This is a genomic window from Rufibacter glacialis, from assembly GCF_008271745.1.
Taxonomy (GTDB): Bacteria; Bacteroidota; Bacteroidia; order Cytophagales; family Hymenobacteraceae; genus Nibribacter; species Nibribacter glacialis.
Genome location: NZ_VKKZ01000019.1, coordinates 16,111 through 36,177 on the forward strand (window position 1 = coordinate 16,111; position 20,067 = coordinate 36,177).

A 20,067-nucleotide genomic window follows, 5' to 3' on the forward strand; every position below is an offset into this window, starting at 1 on the left:
TTAATTGTTAGTAATTGTTCGTTTTACCAGAACACGTTACTAAACAATCAACCATTAACAACCAGCAATATTTAACCCATGGAACAACAACCGCAACCCTTCGTTACGCCGCAACCTGTTCAGCCCCTGCAGCCCGTCAACCCGCAACCCTCTGATTTGCCTGTGCCGACCGGCGTGGCGGAGAAGCCGGTAAGGATTGCGGCCGTGGGCGACATTCACGTGCGCGAGACGGACAAAGGAAAATGGGTTGATTTCTTCAAAGCAGCCTCAGAACAAGCTGATATACTGCTCCTCTGCGGTGACCTCACTGACCATGGCTATGCCAAAGAGGCGGAGGTATTGGCTGAGGAGATGCGGGCCTGCACCATTCCGGTAGTCTGCGTACTGGGCAACCATGACCATGACAAAGACGAGCATGAAGCCATCCGGGCCTGCCTGCTGCGCGACAACGTGCATTTTCTGGACGGCGATGCCGTGGTGATCAAGAACGTGGGGTTCGCGGGCGTGAAAGGTTTTGGCGGTGGTTTTGACAAATACATGCTGTCTATGTTTGGCGAGGTGAGCAACAAAGCCTTCGTGCAGGAAGCCGTAGAGGAAGCCCTGAAGCTGGAGGCTGCCCTTTCCCGCCTGGACACTGAACACCCAGAGGTGAAAAAGATTGCCCTCTTGCACTATTCACCCATCAGGGCCACGGTAGAAGGCGAACCAGACGCCATTCATCCGTTCCTGGGCTGCTCCCGCCTGGCAGAACCCTTAGACCGGCAGAACGTGCTGGCCTGCTTCCATGGGCACGCCCACATTGGCACCCTGGAAGGGGAGACCCCCAAAGGCGTGAAAGTGTACAACGTAGCCAAGCCCATCTTGCAGAAAGCCGGCTTTGCCATGCCGTTTTTCCTGTTCGATGTCTGAAAGGAGTCCTGAGTTCAGAGTCTTGAGTCCTGAGTCGTAGGGGCAAACCCTGTAGTTGCCCTTTTAGTGGACCAGCACAGTCTAATGGCAGGAGCCATCCCATCAAAACGGGAATAATCAAGGCCCAGAAGAAAAGTCTGTAAGGCAGCGTTAACCCAAGCAAAATTTAATTAGCCTGTTTAAGGCCTGGTTTCTAAGAATCAGGCTTTAAACAGGCTTTACTTTTTAATCCGGCCCATCCGGCTGAAGATAGGAAACTGTACCTCTTTGCCTTCCTCCTCGGGCCAAACCCCTTTCACCTGTTGTATGAGAGATACCACCGGATTCTCTCCTTTCTCCCGGATATACGCCTGCACGCTGGACCAGGAGTTCAGGTAGCCTTCCAGATCAGAAATAGACCAATGGGTGGTGATGGCGCCGGTAAAAGCGGGTTCTTCTTTAAAAGGAAACGGAAGGGTGGCATACCTCTCATCAATGTAAGAACGCTCGAAATCCCAGAACGGGCCTACGGTTTGCGTGTAGAAATGCTGGAGGAGTGCGTCAATCTCCGGGGAAATGGAGAGCAGGCCATAGCCCCAGAGCGCCAACAATGCGTTGGGCTTGGCTACCCTGGTAACCTCGGCATAAAACGCATCGAAGTCAAACCAATGCACCGCCTGGCCCACCGTGATCAAATCAAAGGTAGCGTCTGGGAAGGTGGTGCGCTCGGCGGGCAGCAGGTGATAAGTGATGCGGTCTGAGGACGGAGCCTGCTGCAGCTGTTTCTCGCTGATGTCTGTGGCATGCACGTGGGTAAAGAAGTTGGCCAGTTCCACGGCCACCTGGCCGTTGCCCGTGCCGCAGTCCCAGGCCAGGTCATGGTGGTGGACCAGGGCGCGCAAATGCTGGTACAGGGCAGCAGGGTAGGTGGGCCTGAACTTCTTATAGAGGCTGGCCTGGATAGAGAAATTGTCTTTAGGTGCCATAGCGGTATATCATGAGCTTTTCTGTTGGTAACCGTAAGGGAAGGGTACTTCCCTTGCCTCTACAGGCTACCCAGCGTTAGCCTTTTTTACTCGAAACCCCTACCTTTGTTTATCTCATCATTTGAATTTAAAACAATACCTATATGGCCAACGGATTTTTCAATGTCCCTATTCCGGTGAACGAGCCCGTGAAGGGCTACGCTCCCGGCAGCAAAGAAAGAGAAGAACTGCAAAAAGCGTATAATGAGCTGCGCGAGCAGCAATTAGACATACCTATGTACATTGGGGGCAAAGAAGTACGCACCGAAAACAAGGTGCCTTTCACCCCACCCCATGACCACCAACGCGTGGTGGCCCACTACCACTACGGCAACGCCAGCCACGTAGAGCAGGCCATTGACGCCGCCCTGGCCGCCCGTGAGCAATGGTCACAGATGCCCTGGGAGAGCCGCGCCGCCATCTTCCTGAAAGCCGCTGATTTGTTGGCTGGTCCTTTCAGGGCCCGCATGAACGCCGCCACCATGATTGGCCAGTCCAAGAACGCCTACCAGGCTGAGATTGACGCCGCCTGTGAGATGATCGACTTCTTCCGGTTCAACGTGCAGTACATGACCGATATCTACAAGCTGCAGCCCGAGTCGTTACCCGGCATGTGGAACCGGTTGGAGCACCGTCCGCTGGAAGGCTTCGTGTTCGCGCTCACGCCCTTCAACTTCACCTCCATTGCCGCCAACCTGCCGGCCGCCCCGGCCATGATGGGCAACGTAGTGGTATGGAAACCAGCCAACACCCAGATCTACTCCGCGCAGGTGATCATGGAACTGTTCCAGGCGGCAGGTCTGCCAGACGGCGTGATCAACCTGGTGTATGTAGACGGCCCTGAGGCGGGCGATGTGATCTTCAGACACCGTCAGTTCGCGGGTATCCACTTCACCGGCAGCACCGGCGTGTTCAACAACATCTGGAAGACCATTGGCGAGCACATCAACACCTACCGCGGCTATCCGCGCATTGTGGGCGAGACCGGTGGTAAAGACTTCATCGTGGCCCACAAATCGGCGAACGCCAAAGAAGTGGCCGTGTCCATTACCCGCGGGGCGTTTGAGTACCAGGGGCAGAAGTGCTCGGCGGCTTCCCGCGCCTACATTCCCAGCAACCTCTGGGAAGAGGTGAAAGGCTACGTGGTGGAAGACCTGAAATCGTTCAAGATGGGAGACCCCGGCGACTTCAGCAACTTCATCAACGCCGTGATTGACGAAAAGTCCTTTGACAAGCTGGCCCGCTACATTGACGCCGCCAAGAAAGACGACTCCGTGGAGATCATTGCCGGTGGTAACCATGACAAGAGCAAAGGCTATTTCATTGAGCCCACCATCATTGTGGCGCAAGACCCGCAGTACGTGACCATGTGCGATGAGCTCTTCGGGCCGGTGCTTACCCTGCACGTGTATGACCCTGAGAAGTTTGAGGAGACGCTGGAGATAGTAGACCAGACTTCGCCCTACGCTCTAACCGGGGCCATCTTCGCCAATGACCGTTACGCCGTGGAGTTGGCCACGAAGAAATTGAGCCACGCGGCCGGTAACTTCTACATCAATGACAAGCCCACCGGTGCGGTGGTAGGGCAGCAGCCGTTCGGCGGTTCGCGTGCTTCCGGGACCAATGACAAAGCCGGTTCCATGCTGAACCTGCTGCGTTGGACCAGCGCCCGCACCATCAAAGAAACGTTTGTGCCGCCGGTAGATTACCGTTACCCGTTCCTGCAGCAAGACTAATCAAAGGGCTGCACGCCACAGGCGTTTCAAGCTTCTTTTCCTGAAAACAGCCCTGCAACGGATTCCCGTTTCAGGGCTGTTTTGCTTTAAACGGTTCTGGATCTGGTTCATCTGAGTTCCTTTCTCATTCATTCCTCCCTTTTTGTCATCCTGAAAGGATCTTGTGGGCGAACTAGAAAAGCCGAAGAGAAGCGCCATTACCGTTTGCTACCAAGTTCTTTCCAAGATGACAATAGAGGGGAGCACAGCTAGCCAGGAGAAAGAATGCCCACTCTATAAGGAAATGCCCGCTTTGAAAGGAGGGGAGTAGCCAAACTATAAGCATAGTGCTTAGGCAATAGAAAGAGGGCCAAGCTATCCATTTTCCTATCATCGGCCGGCCGAAAACTTTCCTTTCAGAAGGCACCTTCGCCGGTGAAGATTATCTCGGGGGACTTTTCTGCGTATGTAGGAGAAAATTCCTATTGACATGAACCAGACTACCCCACCCGTAACCCCCATAGATGAGCGCCTGAAGTGGGTAGAGTCTTTCTCCCGCTTGCTGGATAACCAATTCAAGATGCCGGGCACCAACTTCCGGTTCGGGCTGGACCCCATCATGGGGTTGCTGCCCGTGGTAGGTGACCTTTCTTCCTTTGCCATGTCTGGGGTGCTGGTCATGACCATGGCCAAACACGGAGCCAGCCGCGCGCTGGTGGTGCGTATGCTCTTCAATATTTTCCTGGATGCGGTCATAGGAAGTATTCCCATTGTGGGCTGGATCTTTGACTTCGGCTACAAGGCCAACCTGCGCAACGTGGAATTACTCCGGAAGCACTACCAGGAAGGCAAGTACCAAGGCAAAGGCACTGGCTTCATCATAGGCGTGCTGGCCGGGTTCCTGGTCCTGTTTGGGTTGCTGATGTACGTTCTCTGGAAAGTAGCCGAGTACCTGTGGCTGTGGGCTTCTTCGGCGTGGTAAGGATTTTCTCTTACCGGTTATAACTATAAATAGAGGAAAAACAGAAGAGTGGCGGAACGGGAGTATACGTTCTGCCACTCTTCTGTTTTTTTGCCTAACCAGCAAATGCCTTTGCCTACCTACTGGGTTAATCTGTAGAGCGTGCTCCTCTCCCAACTCTTTGGGAATGGGAAAATCGGAGGCACCCTAGCCAAGCGTGGTGGTGCCTTGCCTTTTCATAAGGTCTTTTTTAAAAGAGAGCCTCCAGGTCTGGGGGTCGTGATTCTTTGTGATCAGCCATTCATACTGCTCCATCGTTCCTTTCCTGGAGACCAATCTTCAGATATAACCTTCACTTTAATCGTTCGACTGCTAATAAAATTAAATAAGCCTTAAAACATTTTAATTTTTTTTAATAAATAAAAATCTTTTCTATATTTATCGGAACAAACATGAAGTAAAACACAGGGGTTATCTGCTAGAGGTATAAGTTGTAGGTAGGCGTTGGTTTTAGATAGGTGTGGAAAAGCTTCCCGTTTGTTTTGCCTGCTTCAGGTCAAACTGCCACCTGTTTTAATCCAACTATACAAACATGAAAAAACGCTCCTTCCTATTGCTCGCACTGTTTTGCGGAGCCTCCTTGCTGTCAAAGGCTCAGTCTCTTGATCCTGCTCTTAACCAAGCCCTCTTGAAAAGTAAGCAAGGGGCAATTGTTGAGTTGCCGGGCTTTCTAGGTAAAAAATATTCCCCTATTGAATATCAGAAGATTGTGCTGCCAGGGCCGCAGTACCTTATTTCTGATGACCCGGAGTACATCCGGGTGCCAGAGGCAATTGCATTTCGGGAGCCGGTTCAACCTGGGGCGGTCCGGCTTTATGTATACAACGTAAACGGCGTAAAGGAGCCGACAAAGATAGACCGTAAGATCACGGCGGTGATCAAGAATACGGGCAAAGGAGTCATGCACCTGCGCATGGTGAAATATTCGTCACAAAAGCCCAGTACCAATTATTTCCAGATAGGGAAACAAGGGCTTGCCGACTATTTTGCCTCCACCGGGAGTAATGTGGTAAGAACCATCAAACCAGGAGAGGCTATCCCTATTGATGAGAAGCTGGAAAAGCACGTGGTGAAGTATGATGAGCTGGTGCACGGTTTCTACGAATTTGTGATTGACCAGCCTGGTGAGGTGAGTGTGGTGCAGACAGACTTGAAAACATCTGGCCCGGCGGCCTTGAAAAGAATCACGAACGTGTTGCCGCCTAAGTCACAAAGCGGGGCAGGGCGTGGCGTCTTTGGGGTGAGCAACTACCATATTGTGACAGAGGGCGTCCTGGACACCAAGAACGGCCCAGCCGAACTTACCGTGGCAGATGGAGAGAAAGATCCTTGGGTGGTAGGCTTTGAAAGCAGTACTGGTAAGATAGCCAAGCTAGCCGGTAACTACGGTGTGATCTATGAAGTGGAAATGAAGTGGAAAAGCACCGATGGCAAAGGCCTGGCACTTGTCACCTGGAACTCCCGCTCAGATGATAACCAATGGTGTGGTGGAATGGCCGCTACTATGGTAATGGGCAAGGGCAAGTTTGATGCCGGCATCATTCAGTTGCCAAGTGACCAGTTGATTACTAAGAAAGCCCCAGAGGCAATTTTGGTCCAGGTGTTTCCGCCGGCCGCCAATGGCGAGGAGCAGACCATCAAGTTCACCTACTCTCCGCCGGGTGCCTCCTGCCTGCCAACCCCCCTGATCTTTATCCCAATTGATATGAAAGAGACCAGCCGTCTTTGATCCTCATGCTGCATTCCATGGAGTTTAAAGCATTGCTGACGTCTTATCGCCCATTTCTGCTGGGAGCCCTACTGGCCGGTGCGCTGGGTGGGCTCCCCTGGAAAGGAGCCTTGGCGGCCCACCCGGAGCTGAACGGGCGGCCACCCCAGGCGCAGAGCCAAGCCGTTTCTGCTGAGGCTGCGCGGGCCAAAGAATTTGAGTGGCATGATGCCCAAAGCCTCACCATCAAAGGTTTGGGCTGGAAAGAACTGCAACGTACCTACACCCGCCTGCCGGCCAAGGCCCAGGCAGCGGTAACCCCTGAGGTCTGGAAACTGAGCCAGCACTCAGCGGGAGGGCATGTGCAGTTCTTGTCCAATTCCCAGAAGATCAAAGTGCGGTGGAGTGTAAGGGGCAATAACAGCCTGAACCACATGGCACCCACGGCTGTGAAGGGCGTGGATTTATATGTCCGCACAAAGGCCGGCTGGCAATGGGCCGGGGTGGGCAAGCCGTCAGGCAAGAAGAACGAGGTGGAGCTGGTCTCCAGCATGGTGGCCGGTGAGCGGGAATTCATGCTTTACCTGCCCCTCTATGATGGGGTAGATTCGGTGTCTATTGGCGTAGAAAAAGGCGCTTCCATCAAGCCCCTGGCCGGTAAGCCGGAGAAACCCATTGTTTTTTACGGCACGTCCATCACCCAGGGTGCCTGTGCCACCCGGGCGGGCATGGCTTATCCGTCTATCATTGGGCGGCAATTGAACCGCGAAACCATTAACCTGGGCTTTTCGGGGAACGGGAAGATGCACATAGAATTGGCCCACCTGCTAACCGAAATTGACGCCAGCCTGTATGTGCTGGACAACATGCCCAACATGCAGGCCGAGGACGTGGAGCCCAAAGCCGTGGCCTTTGTGAAGCACCTGCGGGCCGCCCAGCCCCACACGCCCATTCTGCTGGTGGAAAACTTGGAATATGCCCACGGCTGGGTAGATACGCGGGTGGCGGGCCTTGTGGCAGAAAAGAACAAGAACCTGCGCAAAGCCTATGAGCAATTGAAGGCGGCGGGCGTTACCAACCTCTTTTACCTGAACAACCAGAACTTGGCCCTGGCCAACGGCGAGGGTACCGTAGACGGTATCCACCTGACAGATCTGGGATTTGCCCATCTGGCCACAGAGCTAACCAAAGAGATCAGGAAAGTGGAAAAGAAAGCTAGGCAGGGCTGCTGACCTCCAATCAGCATAGATGACGTTTTGGGCGACTTTTCCCCAAAACGAAGCCTTAATGCCATGACTGTCCCTGTCTTTATCTGATTATCAAAATTATGTACTGAGGCTAGAACCTGTAAACAGGCCTGGGCCTCTTATTATCTCTGTTCATTTATTGTACTCTATTTTATTTTACTCTATGAAAAAATCATTCCTCCTCTCTGTGCTGCTACTGGCCATGGTGTTTCTGTTTCAGCCGGTACTGGCGCAAAAACCAAGCAATCCGCTGGTCTGGGAAAAAGAGATGCGGGCTTTTGAGAAAGCTGACAGTGCCAACATGCCCGCACCGGGCGGCATTGTGTTCACCGGTAGTTCCTCTGTGCGAGGCTGGCGAACGCTGAAACAGGATTTTCCGGACAAACCAGTCCTGAACCGGGGTTTTGGCGGCTCCCGCATTAACGATGCCACCTACCACTTTGACCGCATCGTGAAGAAGTACCAGCCTAAACAGGTGCTGCTGTATTCCGGAGATAATGACATTGCCAGCGGTAAGAACGCTGAAATGACCTTTGAGGAATTCAAACTCTTCGCGAAAAAGATGAAAGAGGAGCTTCCCAAGGCAGAGTTCGTGTACCTTTCCATCAAACCAAGCCCGGCACGCTGGAAAATGTACCCCGAGATGGAGGAAGCGAACAAGAAGATCAAGCGGTATGCTTTCTGGCACCGCAAAGTGAAGTACGTAGACGTGAGCAACCCAATGTTGGGCCCCGATGGGAAACCCAAACCGGAACTGTACGTGGCAGACGGGATCCACATGACCCCCACCGGCTATGAGCTCTGGAAGAAAATTGTAGAACCGTATCTAGCTGATTAAGCGCACCATGGGGCACTGGACCATACAGGCTGTGGCGAACTGGCTGTTGGGGGGAGCAATGCTCCTCTCCCTGGTCGGCTGTTCCATGAAAGTGCCCCCGCAGGCGGACGCCGGACAGCCGGTAGCCCTCATTCCCTTGCCCCAGAAACATCAGCCCGGGCCCGGGGCGTTTCGTCTCCAGGAGGGTACGTCCATCGTGCTGAGCTCCGAATCGGCGGAGCTGCGGGAGTTGGGGGAGTACTTGGCCGCCCTGCTCCACGAAACCAGCGGCCGTTCCCTGCCGGTTTCCGCCTCCTTTTTGGAATCAATGGCAAAAACGCGGCCGCAGATTCTGCTTCGGGTTAATCCAACTCTGGCGGTAGGCGCGGAGGGGTATGCCCTTTCCATTCAGGAGGGCAGGATTGTCTGTGAGGCCAAAGCGCCCATCGGGTTGTTCTGGGCGGTGCAGACCCTGCGGCAAATGATTTACCAGCAGCAGGCGGGGAGTGCCCCCGGGCAGGAACTGCGGCTGCCGGTGCAGGAAATCCACGACGAACCAACCTTTGCCTGGCGTGGGCTTCTGCTGGACATGAGCCGGCATTTCATGTCCAAAGACTTCCTCAAGCGCTATATTGACCTGCTGGCGCTCTACAAGCTGAACACCCTGCACCTGCACCTCACCGATGACCAGGGCTGGCGGCTGCAGATTCCCAACTATCCTAAACTGACCAGTACCGGTGCCTGGCGACAGGAACCGGACGGCTCAACGCACGGCGGCTTCTATACCCAGGCCGACATCCGGGAGATTGTGGCCTATGCCCAGAGCCGCTACATCACCGTGGTGCCGGAGGTAGACATGCCGGGCCATGTGCAGGCGGCCCTGGCAGCCTATCCGGAGCTTTCCTGTACGGGTGGGCCTTTCCGGGTGTCCAACCGCGCCGGGGTGCACCCGGATATCCTCTGCGCCGGCAATGAACAGACCTACGCCTTTGTGGAGAACGTCTTGGCCGAAGTAGCCCGGCTGTTTCCTGGCCAGTACGTGCACATCGGCGGTGATGAGGCCCCCAAAAACCGCTGGAAAGCCTGCGCCAAGTGCCAGGCCCGCATGAAAAAAGAAAACCTCCCTGACGAGGAGGCCCTGCAGGGGTATTTCACCAAGCGGGCCTCGGCGGTGTTGCAGCGCTACCAAAAGAAACCCATTGTCTGGGACGAGGCCCTGAAGGGCGGCATCAGTGCGGGAACGTTGGTGCAGGCCTGGCACGGACCGGCGGCCGCGAAAGAGGCCGTTGCAGTCGGGGCTCCGGTCATCAACTCCCCCCGGTCCGCCTTCTACTTTGACCTCAACAGCGGCATCACCCCCCTGGAGAAAGTCTACCACCACCCGATGGTGCCCGCTCAGCTTCCTGCCGGCCAGCAGCAACTGGTGCTGGGGGCCGAGGCTGCGCTCTGGACCGAAGACGTGCCGCAAGAGCGGGTAGACGAAATGATCTTCCCCCGCTTGCTGGCCTTCGCGGAGAACGCCTGGGGGCACCAGGCGGGCAGCGGCTATCCTGATTTCCGGGAGCGGGTGCAGGCGCATTACCCCGTGCTGGAGCGATTGGGCGTGCGGTATGGGTTTGGGGCCAGGCCGATCACGTTCGTGCCAAAATATGTGGTGGAGCAAGACGCCTTTGCCGTTACGCTGGAGGCTGGCCTGCGCCAGGTGGAACTACGGTACACGCTGGATGGCACAGAGCCTACCCGCGCCTCGGCCCTTTATACCGGGGTTCCGGTTCAGTTTGCTCAGTCCACCCAGCTGCGGGTAAGGCCTTTCAAGGGAGAAGAGCCGTACGGGGCTACGGCCCAGGCTTCTTTCGTGAAACACCTCGCCTTGAACCGGGTTCCGGCGTTGGCGCATCCGTTCCACACGGCCTATGCCGCCGGGGGGGGTGCCGCCTTAACCGATGGCATATTGGCCGATAATGACTACCGCAAGGGCTTTTGGCAGGGCTTCGAGAAAGAAGACCTGGAGGCCATCATTGATCTGGGTGCGGAAAAAGAGGTGCGGGAGGTGAGCATCAGCTTTCTGCAGGATACCAACTCCTGGATTTTCCTGCCCACCCAGGTGACGTTTTCTTCCTCAAATGACAAAAACAGCTTCAAAACGCTGGCGGTGCTGAAGCACGCTATTCCGCTCAAAGAGGAAGGGCCGGTGCGGAAAGAGTTTACCCAACAACTGCCCCCTACCAAGACTCGCTACCTGCGGGTGCGCGCCAGGAACGTGGGCGTGTGTCCGCCCTGGCACCCGGGAGCCGGGGGCGCTGCTTTCCTGATGGCCGATGAGTTGATTGTGCGCTGATCCCCGTAGGGTTATTATAATAAGGCGGTGCGATGTTATGGAAATAGTATGCTAGGCTGTGTATGAAAAATGGCGGGCACAGTCGTTTTGGAGCTACTTTTGGGGAAACAGCCCTAAAACGCGGGCCTAATATATCCGCTGGCGGCAGAGAATAGCCAAGGTAACAAGATAAGAAAGCTCCGGGAGCATTTTTCAGATACAGCCTAGGCTGTGTCTGAAAAATAGCTAGGCACCGCCCTAGGGTGCACGTTTTAGGGTTACTTTCGGGAGAGTAGCCCTAAAACGCAGGCGCTGGAGCCGGAGAATTGCCCAGGACAACCGGGGGGAATGCCTCGGAAGTATTTTTCAGACACAGCCTAGCCAGGAACCCTTTGCCCATGGTGCCGGTAGTTGCTTTCAGTGCAAGGTTAGTCCAAGGAGTTAGATTTTCCAGGTTTTATATCCGTTTTGCCTATGAAAAAGACGTTTACGCTTGTCTTCTTACTGCTCCTGTTGCCGCTGCTCACGGAGCTCAAGGCGCAGGAGCTGCGCGGTACATGGTTGGCCCGAACCTCTTTTACCAGCAAGGCCAAGCTGGCCTCGCAGATGGACAGCCTGGCCGCCGCGAATTTCAACGTGGTGTACGTCAACGTCTGGAGCCGGGGCTATCCGCTATGGCAGAGTGAGGTGTTCAAGAAGCACACTGGCGTCGCCATTGACCCCACTTATGCGGGCCGGGATATTCTGGCCGAAGCCATTGCGGAGGGGCACCGGGTAGGACTGCACGTAGAGGCCTGGTTTGAGTACGGGTTCGTGGCAGGGTACGCGCCGTCGGGTGTCACTTCCAAAGGGCCCATTTTTGAGGCGCACCCGGATTGGGTGGCCCGCACCCGAGCGGGGATAGAAAAAGACGGCAGCAACTTTTATTGGATGGTGCAGAGCCACCCCGAGGCGCAGCAGTTCCTGATCAGCCTGGCCACGGAAATCATCCGGAAATACGATGTGGACGGCATTGAGATGGACCGCATCCGCTACTCCAGCAAGGAGTACGGCTACGATGCCTATACCACCCAACTCTATAAGAGCGAGCATAACGGGGCAGAGCCTCCGCAGGATCCCAATGATGCAGGCTGGATGCGCTGGCGAGCCGATAAAATCAACCAGTTCGTGGCGCTGCTCTATGACAGCGTGAAGTCAGTCAATCCGAAGGTGAATGTGTCCAGCGCGCCCAGCCAGATGGGAACCACTACCTATACCGCCTATGAAAACCTGCTGCAGGACTGGAAATGGTGGATCACCAACAACAAGGTGGACAACCTCCAGATGCAGAGCTACTCTTCCAGCCTTACCACCTACCGCAACTGGAACACCTACACCAAGAACTCGGTCAGCAACTTTGAGCGGATTTACCCGTCTTTTGCGGTAAAGCCCAATACCACCACGTTGACCGGACCGCAGATAGTGGAATACCTGGACGTGAATACCTCTTTGGGGTTCAAGGGGGCGGCACTTTGGTTTTATGATGACCTGGTGGGCAACTTCCACTACCTGCGCAAGACCCGCTTTGCCTCCCCCGTGCATCCGCCCTACGCCACCGCTGACTGGCGCGAGCACAGAGCCATCACTACCGTTGATAACCTTTCTGATGCGGTGAGAACCGGAACCTGGGCAGCCAGCGGATTTGACGGCTACAAGGGCAAAAGTATTTACGGCGGCTCCGGAGGTCGCGTCTCGCTGGACTATCACCTGAACGTGCCCGCTGATGCTTTCTATGAGGTGTATGTGTATACCATTCCGGCCTCTAACCGAAGCGCCCAGGCTGAATACGAGGTGTATGATTTTCGGGAGATGAAGACATCGGTACCCGTCAACCAGACCTTGGTGCAGAACAGCGGCTGGGTGAAGCTGGGGGATTATTACCTGACCCAAGGTCGGAAGCGGGTAATTAAGTTGGTGGATGATAACCTGGAAGCGGGTAAATTTCTCAGCGCGGACGCCGTGATGATTGTCCGTAACCGACGCCTGGATGATAGCCCCGTACCGGCTCCGTTGGGGGTAAAGGAGGAGGACGGCGGGAAGCGTTTGTTGCGGATTTACCCTAACCCTGCCAGTAAAATCCTCAGCCTTCAACTGCCTGGGTCCACAGGTCTGGTTTATAGTATTAAAGTGGTGAGCTTGCAGGGGGTAACCGTGTATCAGATAAACAGACCGCTGTTCAGAGCTGGCCAGATAGTACAAATAGATGTCACCGGCTTTCCATTTGGGGTATACCAGGTGGTAGTAGAACAAAGTGATGGCCTCAGTACCGCTAAACTAGTGGTTCAATAAGAAAGCTTATGAGAGGGGAGATCTCTACTACGGCTATAAGAGGGTTTCATTAGGCAAGTTAATTCTATATTGGCAGTTATTAAACTAATTTATTATCTATCTATGAAGTAGTAAATTCGTTTAAATAGAAATCCCCTATTTGCCTTCTATCTCTTCCGTTTTTAGGGCTCTGGATTAAATCCTATTACTACTGGAGTTAATCTCGCAGTCTGCTTGCCATTGCCAAAGTCTTAAAACAGGTGCATAGTAACTTTTCCTTCAATAGCCTCAGAGGAAGGAAGTACTTCAGAGGAAGAGGTAAAAGGGAGCTTAATAGTACCCTAAGGAAAGCAACACGAAGTCTGTTTAAAGCCTGCTTTCATTAAACTAAGCTTTAAATAGACTTCCTTGAGTGTGGCTGTCAGAGGTTGATTAAATATGTTCCAAAGCCAAAAGCTTGTTTCGAACAAGTAAGCAAGCCCCAATGACACCCGCCTGCTCCCCTAATTTTGAGACTTTCAGTTGGGTGTCATTGTTAACTAGGCTCAGGGAGTATTTGTTGATCGCGCTCTTGATAGGCAGGAGAATATACTCTTCGGTTGAGGAAAGGCTGCCTCCTAGTATCACTAGTTCAGGGTTAAAGATGTTGATCAGCAGAGCGATTCCCTTCCCAATCTTCTCTCCTATCTTGGCAATCAACTCAATTGCCAGCACGTCATCATTATGGGCAGCATTGATGATGTCCTCCAGAAGCAGGTTTTCAGGGGCAATGTTTTCCCGCGTTATCAGGGTAGAAGCACCTTCATTCAGGCGTTCCTTGAACATTTCCACCAATGCCCAGCCGGCTGCTTCCGTCTCCAGGCAGCCTTTTTTGCCGCACTTGCAGATAATCTCGTTTCGGAACACCGGGATATGGCCAAACTCACCGGAATACCCAGACTTACCATAGTACAGCTGGCTGTTGATCATGATACCCATACCAATACCGTAGTCCAGGTTCAGGAACAGAACGTCTTTCTCCTGATTCACCACGCCGGAGCAGAACTCGCCGTAGGCCATGGCGCGGGAGTCATTTTCCAGAAATACCTTGATGCCTACGTGTGACTCAATGATCTTACTCAAAGGGTCTTCATGGAAATGGAAGAAGCTGTAGCTGTAGCCTTTGGCGTAGTTGATGCGGCCAGAGAGGTTGATGCCAATACCCAGGATCTTCTCTTTAGGAATAGGGCATTCACTAATGAAATTGTTAATGATCTGGCAAAGCTCTTCCAGCGACTCTTGGTTGTTGGTGAGCTTGTAAGGATACTTTTCAACACTGCTGATTAGTTTCTTCTGGAAATCAGTGAGGCCAATGTTGATGTGATGCGTCTTTACGTCTATTCCCAGAAAGAAACCGGAATCAGGAGCCAAGCCATATACATTCGGTTTTCTTCCTCCAGTAGAATCTACCTTGCCATGGTCCTGTACCAATCCGTCATTAATCAAATCATTGATAAGGCTGGTAATCTTGGGAACGCTCAGGTTTAATTCTTTTCCTAACTCCGCAATGGTGGCGTTACCTGTATTTGCAAAATAGGATAAAACTTTCTTTTTTAGGTTCACATTCTTAAATGCCACCCCTGTAGGGTTCTCACTATTAATTTCCTCAAAGAAAGTCTTTGTCATTTCTCAGTAATTTCGCTGTTAAAGTCTACGTATGAAAATCACTTGTGGTCAAATTGGGTACGCCAAAATTATCCAATTCCTGACAAGTAATAGCATCCAATCTACTTATTTTATCCGAAATAGAATTAGAAAGTGTATATTTTACAGGTAAATAACTTATTAAATTATTTTATTAATGAATAGGTAGTTTGTAAAAAATAATCTTACCTTAGTGGTAAACCTTTACTTTTATGCACCAATACAAACTACATTCCTTGTTATTAGTCCTTAGCTTTCTCTTTTCAGGGTACGGCGGGCATGCGCAGGAAAAAACAGACCTTTTGATTATTGGAGGAGGGGCTAGCGGAACTACGGCTGGTGTGCAAGCGGCCCGAATGGGAACCAAAACCCTGATTATAGAAGAAACAGAATGGCTGGGGGGGATGCTTACCTCCGCCGGTGTTTCGGCCATTGATGGCAACCACAACATGCCGTCAGGGCTTTGGGGGGAGTTTCGGCAGAAACTCTACAACTATTATGGCGGGCCGGCGGCCGTAGAGACAGGTTGGGTGAGCAATACGTTGTTTGAGCCCTCAGTTGGGAACAAACTGTTGAAGGAACTGGCAAAAGAAAAGAACCTGACCATCTGGTATAAAACCCAGTGGCAAGATATCAAGAAGCAGGGCTCTACCTGGCGGGTGACTGTGAAGACCGGGAAGAAAACCCGGGTGATTGAAGCCAAGCTTCTGTTAGATGCCACTGAACTAGGTGATGTCATGGCCAAAGTTGGGGCCAAGTATGACATTGGCATGGACAGCAAGCACGTAACCGGGGAAGAGTATGCCCCTGAGCAAGCCAATGACATCATCCAGGACCTGACCTATGTGGTGGTGCTGAAAGACTATGGCAAAGGGGCCGATAAAACCATCAAGAAACCTGAGGGCTATAATTCCAAGGAGTTTGACTGCGCCTGCGACGTATCTGACCCAGCCGCTGACGGTGGCCCGAACAACGATTGCCTGCAGATGATGGGTTACGGCAAGTTGCCCAACAACAAGTATATGATCAACTGGCCCAAGTGCGGCAATGATATCTACCTGAACATTATTGAGAAAAGCCCGGCAGAACGCGAGATGGCCTTGAGAGAAGCCAAACTGCACACGCTGCGGTTCCTGTATTACCTACAAACTGAGTTAGGGTTCAAGAATCTGGGCATTGCCGACAATGAGTTCCCAACCGCTGACAAGCTGCCAATGATTGCCTATCACCGCGAATCCAGGAGGCTGGACGGATTGGCTAGATTCGCGCTGCAGCATGTGGCTAAGCCCTATGATCAGAAGGAGGCATATTACCGGACGGGTATTGCCGTGGGCGACTACACCATTGACCATCACCACCTGAAGAACCCTAATGCGCCGGCCATTGATTTTGTGAAGATCAAGGTGCCTTCTTACAACGTGCCGCTCGGGTCATTGATTCCCCGGCAGGTAGACGGCCTTGTTGTGGCCGAGAAGAGCATCAGCGTCACCAACATCGTGAATGGGGCCACCCGCTTACAGCCTGTGGTGCTTGGGTTAGGGCAAGCAGCCGGTGCTTTGGCGGCCGTGAGTCTCCGCAACAACCTACAGCCCCGGCAGGTAAGCATCCGGGAAGTGCAGAAAGCCCTCCTTGATTCAAAAGCGTACATCATGCCTTTCATTGACGTGAAGCCCCAGGATCCGCATTTCGCTGCGCTTCAGCGGGTGGGTGCCACCGGCATTCTGAAAGGTACAGGCGTGGCCTACAAATGGGCTAACCAAACCTGGTTCTATCCTGAATACCCAACCAGCGAACACGAGGTGGTGTCTGGCCTGAAAACCTATTACGAAGAACTGAAGGCTACGCAGGCTTCCGGCGCCAGGTTGACCCTCAAATACCTGGCCGAGGTGCTGACTGCGGTGAACCCTGCACTTTCCTACGACAAGATTGCCGCAGACTGGAATAAGCTGAACCTTGGCCAGGCGCCAAGCCCGGATAAAGAGCTGAACCGTAGAGAGGCTGCTGTGATCATAGACCATTTTCTGAATCCATTTGCCATCCCGGTAGATTTTAATGGCCAGGTGCAACGGCAGAAAAGCTGAAATTTATTGAATCTTCACATATACCAAACCCAACTAAATAAACAATGACAGAACTTATACTTGCAGCTAGACAAAAACTACGGCTGCCTACACTGGTTATGATTTTGGTCATGCTATTGTGCTGGCAAAACGAGGTAATGGCCCAAACGCAAACCATCACAGGAAAGGTCACAGACAAGGCAGGTGAGGCTTTGCCAGGCGTTTCAGTGGTGGTAAAAGGAACAACTGTGGGTGCATCAACAGACGTGGAGGGTGGCTTCCAGATTGCGGTACAGGCAAGCGGTAGCACTACTTTGGTTTTCAGTTATATAGGATATGAGAGCAAAGAAGTAAGCGCTCAGGCCGGGTCGGATATCAAAGTAGTCTTGCAAGAGTCTGCCAGCGCTTTGGACGAAGTAGTAGTGGTAGGGTACGGTACTCAAAAGAGATCTACCTTGACGGGATCTGTTGCTCAAATAGGGAACAAAGAGCTTACCCAAGCACCCCCAATGAACATTTCTAATGTTTTGGCTGGACGTTTGCCTGGTTTGGTAGCAGTGCAGAACTCAGGTAGACCGGGGGCTGATAACTCAGCCTTGTTGATCAGGGGTTTGAGTACCACTAATGGCGCTGCGCAGGGGCCTTTGGTTATTGTGGATGGGGTTCCAAGGGAAAACTTCCAGAACCTGGACCCAAGTGAAATTGAGACAATCTCTATTCTGAAAGATGCTTCGGCTGCGGTATATGGGGTGCAAGCCTCTAACGGGGTGATCCTGATCACTACCAAGCGAGGAAAGACGGGCAAACCTTCTGTCACTTACAATACTATGTTTGGCCTGAATTCAAACACTAGATTTCCTAAATTCCTAAATGGTCCTGACTACATGCATTGGATCAAAAGAGGGGAGGAAATGGATAATGACTACCTGATGAATACCGGTGGCGATCCTCTCCCCCTGACGTACACAGAAGATCAGATTCAGGCTCTGAGAAATGGCACCCACACCGCCGATTTTGGGAATACTGACTGGGTGGGTGACTTGGTAGATAATACGTCCACTTCTCAATATCATAACGTGTCTATTGGTGGAGGGACTGATAAAATGAAATATTTTACCAGTCTAGGGTATTTTGACCAGAATGGGGTGGTGAAGAACACCAACTTCACTCGCTATAATCTTAGAACTAATCTGGATGTTATCTTTAATGACTATCTCTCTTCCAGCATGACCATAGGAGCGCGTCGGGAGGATAGAAAGAACCCAGGGGTAGTGGCGGATAATTCCGTTTGGATGAGCCCTTTTTACCAAGCTGTCAGGGCATTGCCTAATATTCCAGCAACCCATAATGGCCTTCCAGCTGCTGCCTGGAGAAGTGGTGGAGGGGTAAACCCTATTGCTGCGGTTGACAATTCAGGTTTCCAGAGATCTGTGACAGATGTCTTTCAAACCAACCTCTCCTTTTTGTTCAAAGTGCCAGGGGTAAAGGGGTTAGAAATGAAGTTGCAGGGGGCCTATGATAAAGTTCTGACGGAGTCCAAAAATTGGCTCACTCCCTATTACTTATCTACTAGACAACAAACAAATACAGGCTTCGTGTGGAACAGGAGTTTGGCCCCCACTGCCACCACTACTGTACTTTCCCAAGGATATACCCAGAGAAGTCATACCATGTTCCAGCCAAGTATTAATTACAATACTTCTATTGGAGATGATCACTCTGTCTCAGCTTTGCTATTGTACGAATTCAGCAAGTTTGAAAACAAGAATCTGACGGCAGGGGCAAGAAACTTCCCGCTGAGAGATATACCGGAGTTGAATTTTGGTGGAACGGCAACAGAAGACTTCATACGGCCAGGAGGTGTTTCTTCACTAACGTCTAGAGGGGGTTATGTAACTAGGTTGAATTATGGGTTTAAAGAGAAATATTTGATTGAATTCTCTGCCCGGTATGATGAATCCAGCAATTTCCCCAAACATAACAGAGCCGGTTTCTTCCCGGCTGTATCAGCTGGCTGGGTCGTGAGCAATGAGCCTTTCTTTAAGAACTTCTCATCACCAATCAGTTTCCTTAAGCTAAGAGGTTCTTATGGAGAAGTGGGGAATGATAGAGCTTCAAATACTTTCGCCTACCTGAATACTTTTTCACTTACTGATGCCCCGGTAGTAGTTATTGGGGGTAGGCCCATTGCGGCCCTATATACTGGTAGTCCTGCAAACTTAAATCTTACATGGGAGACTACTTCCATCACTAATATTGGGATGGAGACTTCTTTCTGGGATGGATTGTTAGATGTGGAAGCAGACTTCTTCTATAAAGTAACCCGTGATATCTTACAAGGGGTATCTGGTATCTACCCCCCATCCATAGGAGGCTTTTTCCCGAGTACAAACAATTCAGCTGTAGTTGATAACAGAGGGGTAGATCTACAGATCAGACACCGCAACTCTATCAATAAATTCAGCTATGGGATTACCGGTAACTTCAACTATGCCAAGAACAGAATTCTTAAATATGACCAGGCAGCTAGTATTGCTGAGTGGCAAAATCAAATTGGAAGAAGCATGGGCGGGAAGTATGGCTTCATCTCTGAGGGGCTGTTCCAATCGTGGGAGGAAGTTAACAACTGGGCAAGCTCACCAAGTGGACAGGCGGCTCCAGGATTTATCAAATACAGAGATATAAACGGAGACGGGCAGATTAATGCCAGTGATCAGACCTATATTGGATTAAGCAATGTGCCGGAAATCATGTATGGCCTAAACTTGGATGCTCAATATGGCCCATTTGACTTCTCGGCCCTGTTCCAAGGTGCTGCCAGAAGAGATGTTGCTTTGGGAGGAACATACGAAGGGGCAGCTGGGGTATCCGGTGTAGCAGACAACACGCCATTTACCCGGTCTTTCTATAATCTTGGTAACTCTCCTTATTACCTGGTGGAAGATTCCTGGACACCAGAGAACCCGAATGCCTATTACCCAAGGCTGCAGGCCAACAGAAGTGGTGCACCTAATCATAATGGTCACCCTAACTCCCACTTTGTAGTGGACGGTTCTTACTTGCGCCTCAAGTCGATCCAACTGGGCTATAGCATTAGCCCAGAGTTCCTGAAGCGGGTAAAAGTGGAGCGGTGGCGCTTCTATGTATCCGGCTCTAATATTTTTACTCTCTCAGATGACCGCTTAAAGTACCTTGATCCGGAGATGCCAAACGTGAGCAATGGCTTCTATCCGCAGCAAAGGGTGATCACCGTAGGTACCAACTTAACTTTCTAGACAA

Annotated in this window: 12 protein-coding genes; 10 read left to right on the top strand and 2 right to left on the bottom strand. The window is 52.0% G+C overall.

Annotated elements, in window-relative coordinates; genetic code table 11:
• The first annotated feature begins 78 nt into the window (after positions 1-78).
• On the top strand, positions 79-909 hold the full coding sequence (locus FOE74_RS04980) for a metallophosphoesterase family protein (protein WP_149097504.1): 831 nt from the start codon (positions 79-81) through the stop codon (positions 907-909).
• A gap of 218 nt (positions 910-1,127) precedes the next feature.
• On the opposite strand, the gene FOE74_RS04985 is transcribed toward FOE74_RS04980, so the two are convergent.
• Positions 1,128-1,874, bottom strand: coding sequence for a class I SAM-dependent methyltransferase (locus FOE74_RS04985; RefSeq protein WP_149097505.1), 747 nt, complete (start codon positions 1,872-1,874; stop codon positions 1,128-1,130).
• Between the two features lie 143 nt (positions 1,875-2,017).
• Between FOE74_RS04985 and pruA the strand changes: the two genes are divergently transcribed.
• The 7 genes from pruA (at position 2,018) to FOE74_RS05020 (ending at position 13,066) form a co-directional block, all read left to right on the top strand.
• Positions 2,018-3,649: an L-glutamate gamma-semialdehyde dehydrogenase gene (gene pruA / locus FOE74_RS04990; RefSeq protein ID WP_149097506.1), complete on the top strand. Its 1,632-nt coding sequence runs from the start codon at positions 2,018-2,020 to the stop codon at positions 3,647-3,649.
• Between the two features lie 469 nt (positions 3,650-4,118).
• The gene (locus tag FOE74_RS04995) at positions 4,119-4,610 is read left to right on the top strand and encodes a DUF4112 domain-containing protein (protein WP_149097507.1); all 492 of its coding nucleotides are present in this window, start codon (positions 4,119-4,121) and stop codon (positions 4,608-4,610) included.
• A 667-nt stretch (positions 4,611-5,277) separates the two neighbouring features.
• Entirely contained in the window at positions 5,278-6,378 is a 1,101-nt protein-coding gene (locus FOE74_RS05000) for a copper amine oxidase (RefSeq protein ID WP_188686416.1), read from the top strand.
• A gap of 17 nt (positions 6,379-6,395) precedes the next feature.
• Complete coding sequence (locus FOE74_RS05005; protein WP_188686418.1) at positions 6,396-7,589, top strand: SGNH/GDSL hydrolase family protein; 1,194 nt, start codon at positions 6,396-6,398, stop codon at positions 7,587-7,589.
• 178 nt (positions 7,590-7,767) lie between these two features.
• Positions 7,768-8,442 (top strand): SGNH/GDSL hydrolase family protein, encoded by a 675-nt coding sequence (locus FOE74_RS05010; protein ID WP_149097509.1) that lies wholly within the window; start codon positions 7,768-7,770, stop codon positions 8,440-8,442.
• A gap of 7 nt (positions 8,443-8,449) precedes the next feature.
• Entirely contained in the window at positions 8,450-10,759 is a 2,310-nt protein-coding gene (locus tag FOE74_RS05015; RefSeq protein ID WP_149097510.1) for a glycoside hydrolase family 20 protein, read from the top strand.
• Between the two features lie 453 nt (positions 10,760-11,212).
• Complete coding sequence (locus FOE74_RS05020) at positions 11,213-13,066, top strand: family 10 glycosylhydrolase (protein ID WP_149097511.1); 1,854 nt, start codon at positions 11,213-11,215, stop codon at positions 13,064-13,066.
• A gap of 411 nt (positions 13,067-13,477) precedes the next feature.
• On the opposite strand, the gene FOE74_RS05025 is transcribed toward FOE74_RS05020, so the two are convergent.
• Positions 13,478-14,710: an ROK family transcriptional regulator gene (locus FOE74_RS05025; RefSeq protein WP_149097512.1), complete on the bottom strand. Its 1,233-nt coding sequence runs from the start codon at positions 14,708-14,710 to the stop codon at positions 13,478-13,480.
• A 230-nt stretch (positions 14,711-14,940) separates the two neighbouring features.
• Between FOE74_RS05025 and FOE74_RS05030 the strand changes: the two genes are divergently transcribed.
• Both FOE74_RS05030 and FOE74_RS05035 read left to right on the top strand, forming a co-directional pair.
• Positions 14,941-16,809: an FAD-dependent oxidoreductase gene (locus FOE74_RS05030; RefSeq protein WP_149097513.1), complete on the top strand. Its 1,869-nt coding sequence runs from the start codon at positions 14,941-14,943 to the stop codon at positions 16,807-16,809.
• A 44-nt stretch (positions 16,810-16,853) separates the two neighbouring features.
• Positions 16,854-20,063, top strand: coding sequence for a SusC/RagA family TonB-linked outer membrane protein (locus FOE74_RS05035; RefSeq protein WP_149097514.1), 3,210 nt, complete (start codon positions 16,854-16,856; stop codon positions 20,061-20,063).
• The last annotated feature ends 4 nt before the right edge of the window (positions 20,064-20,067 follow it).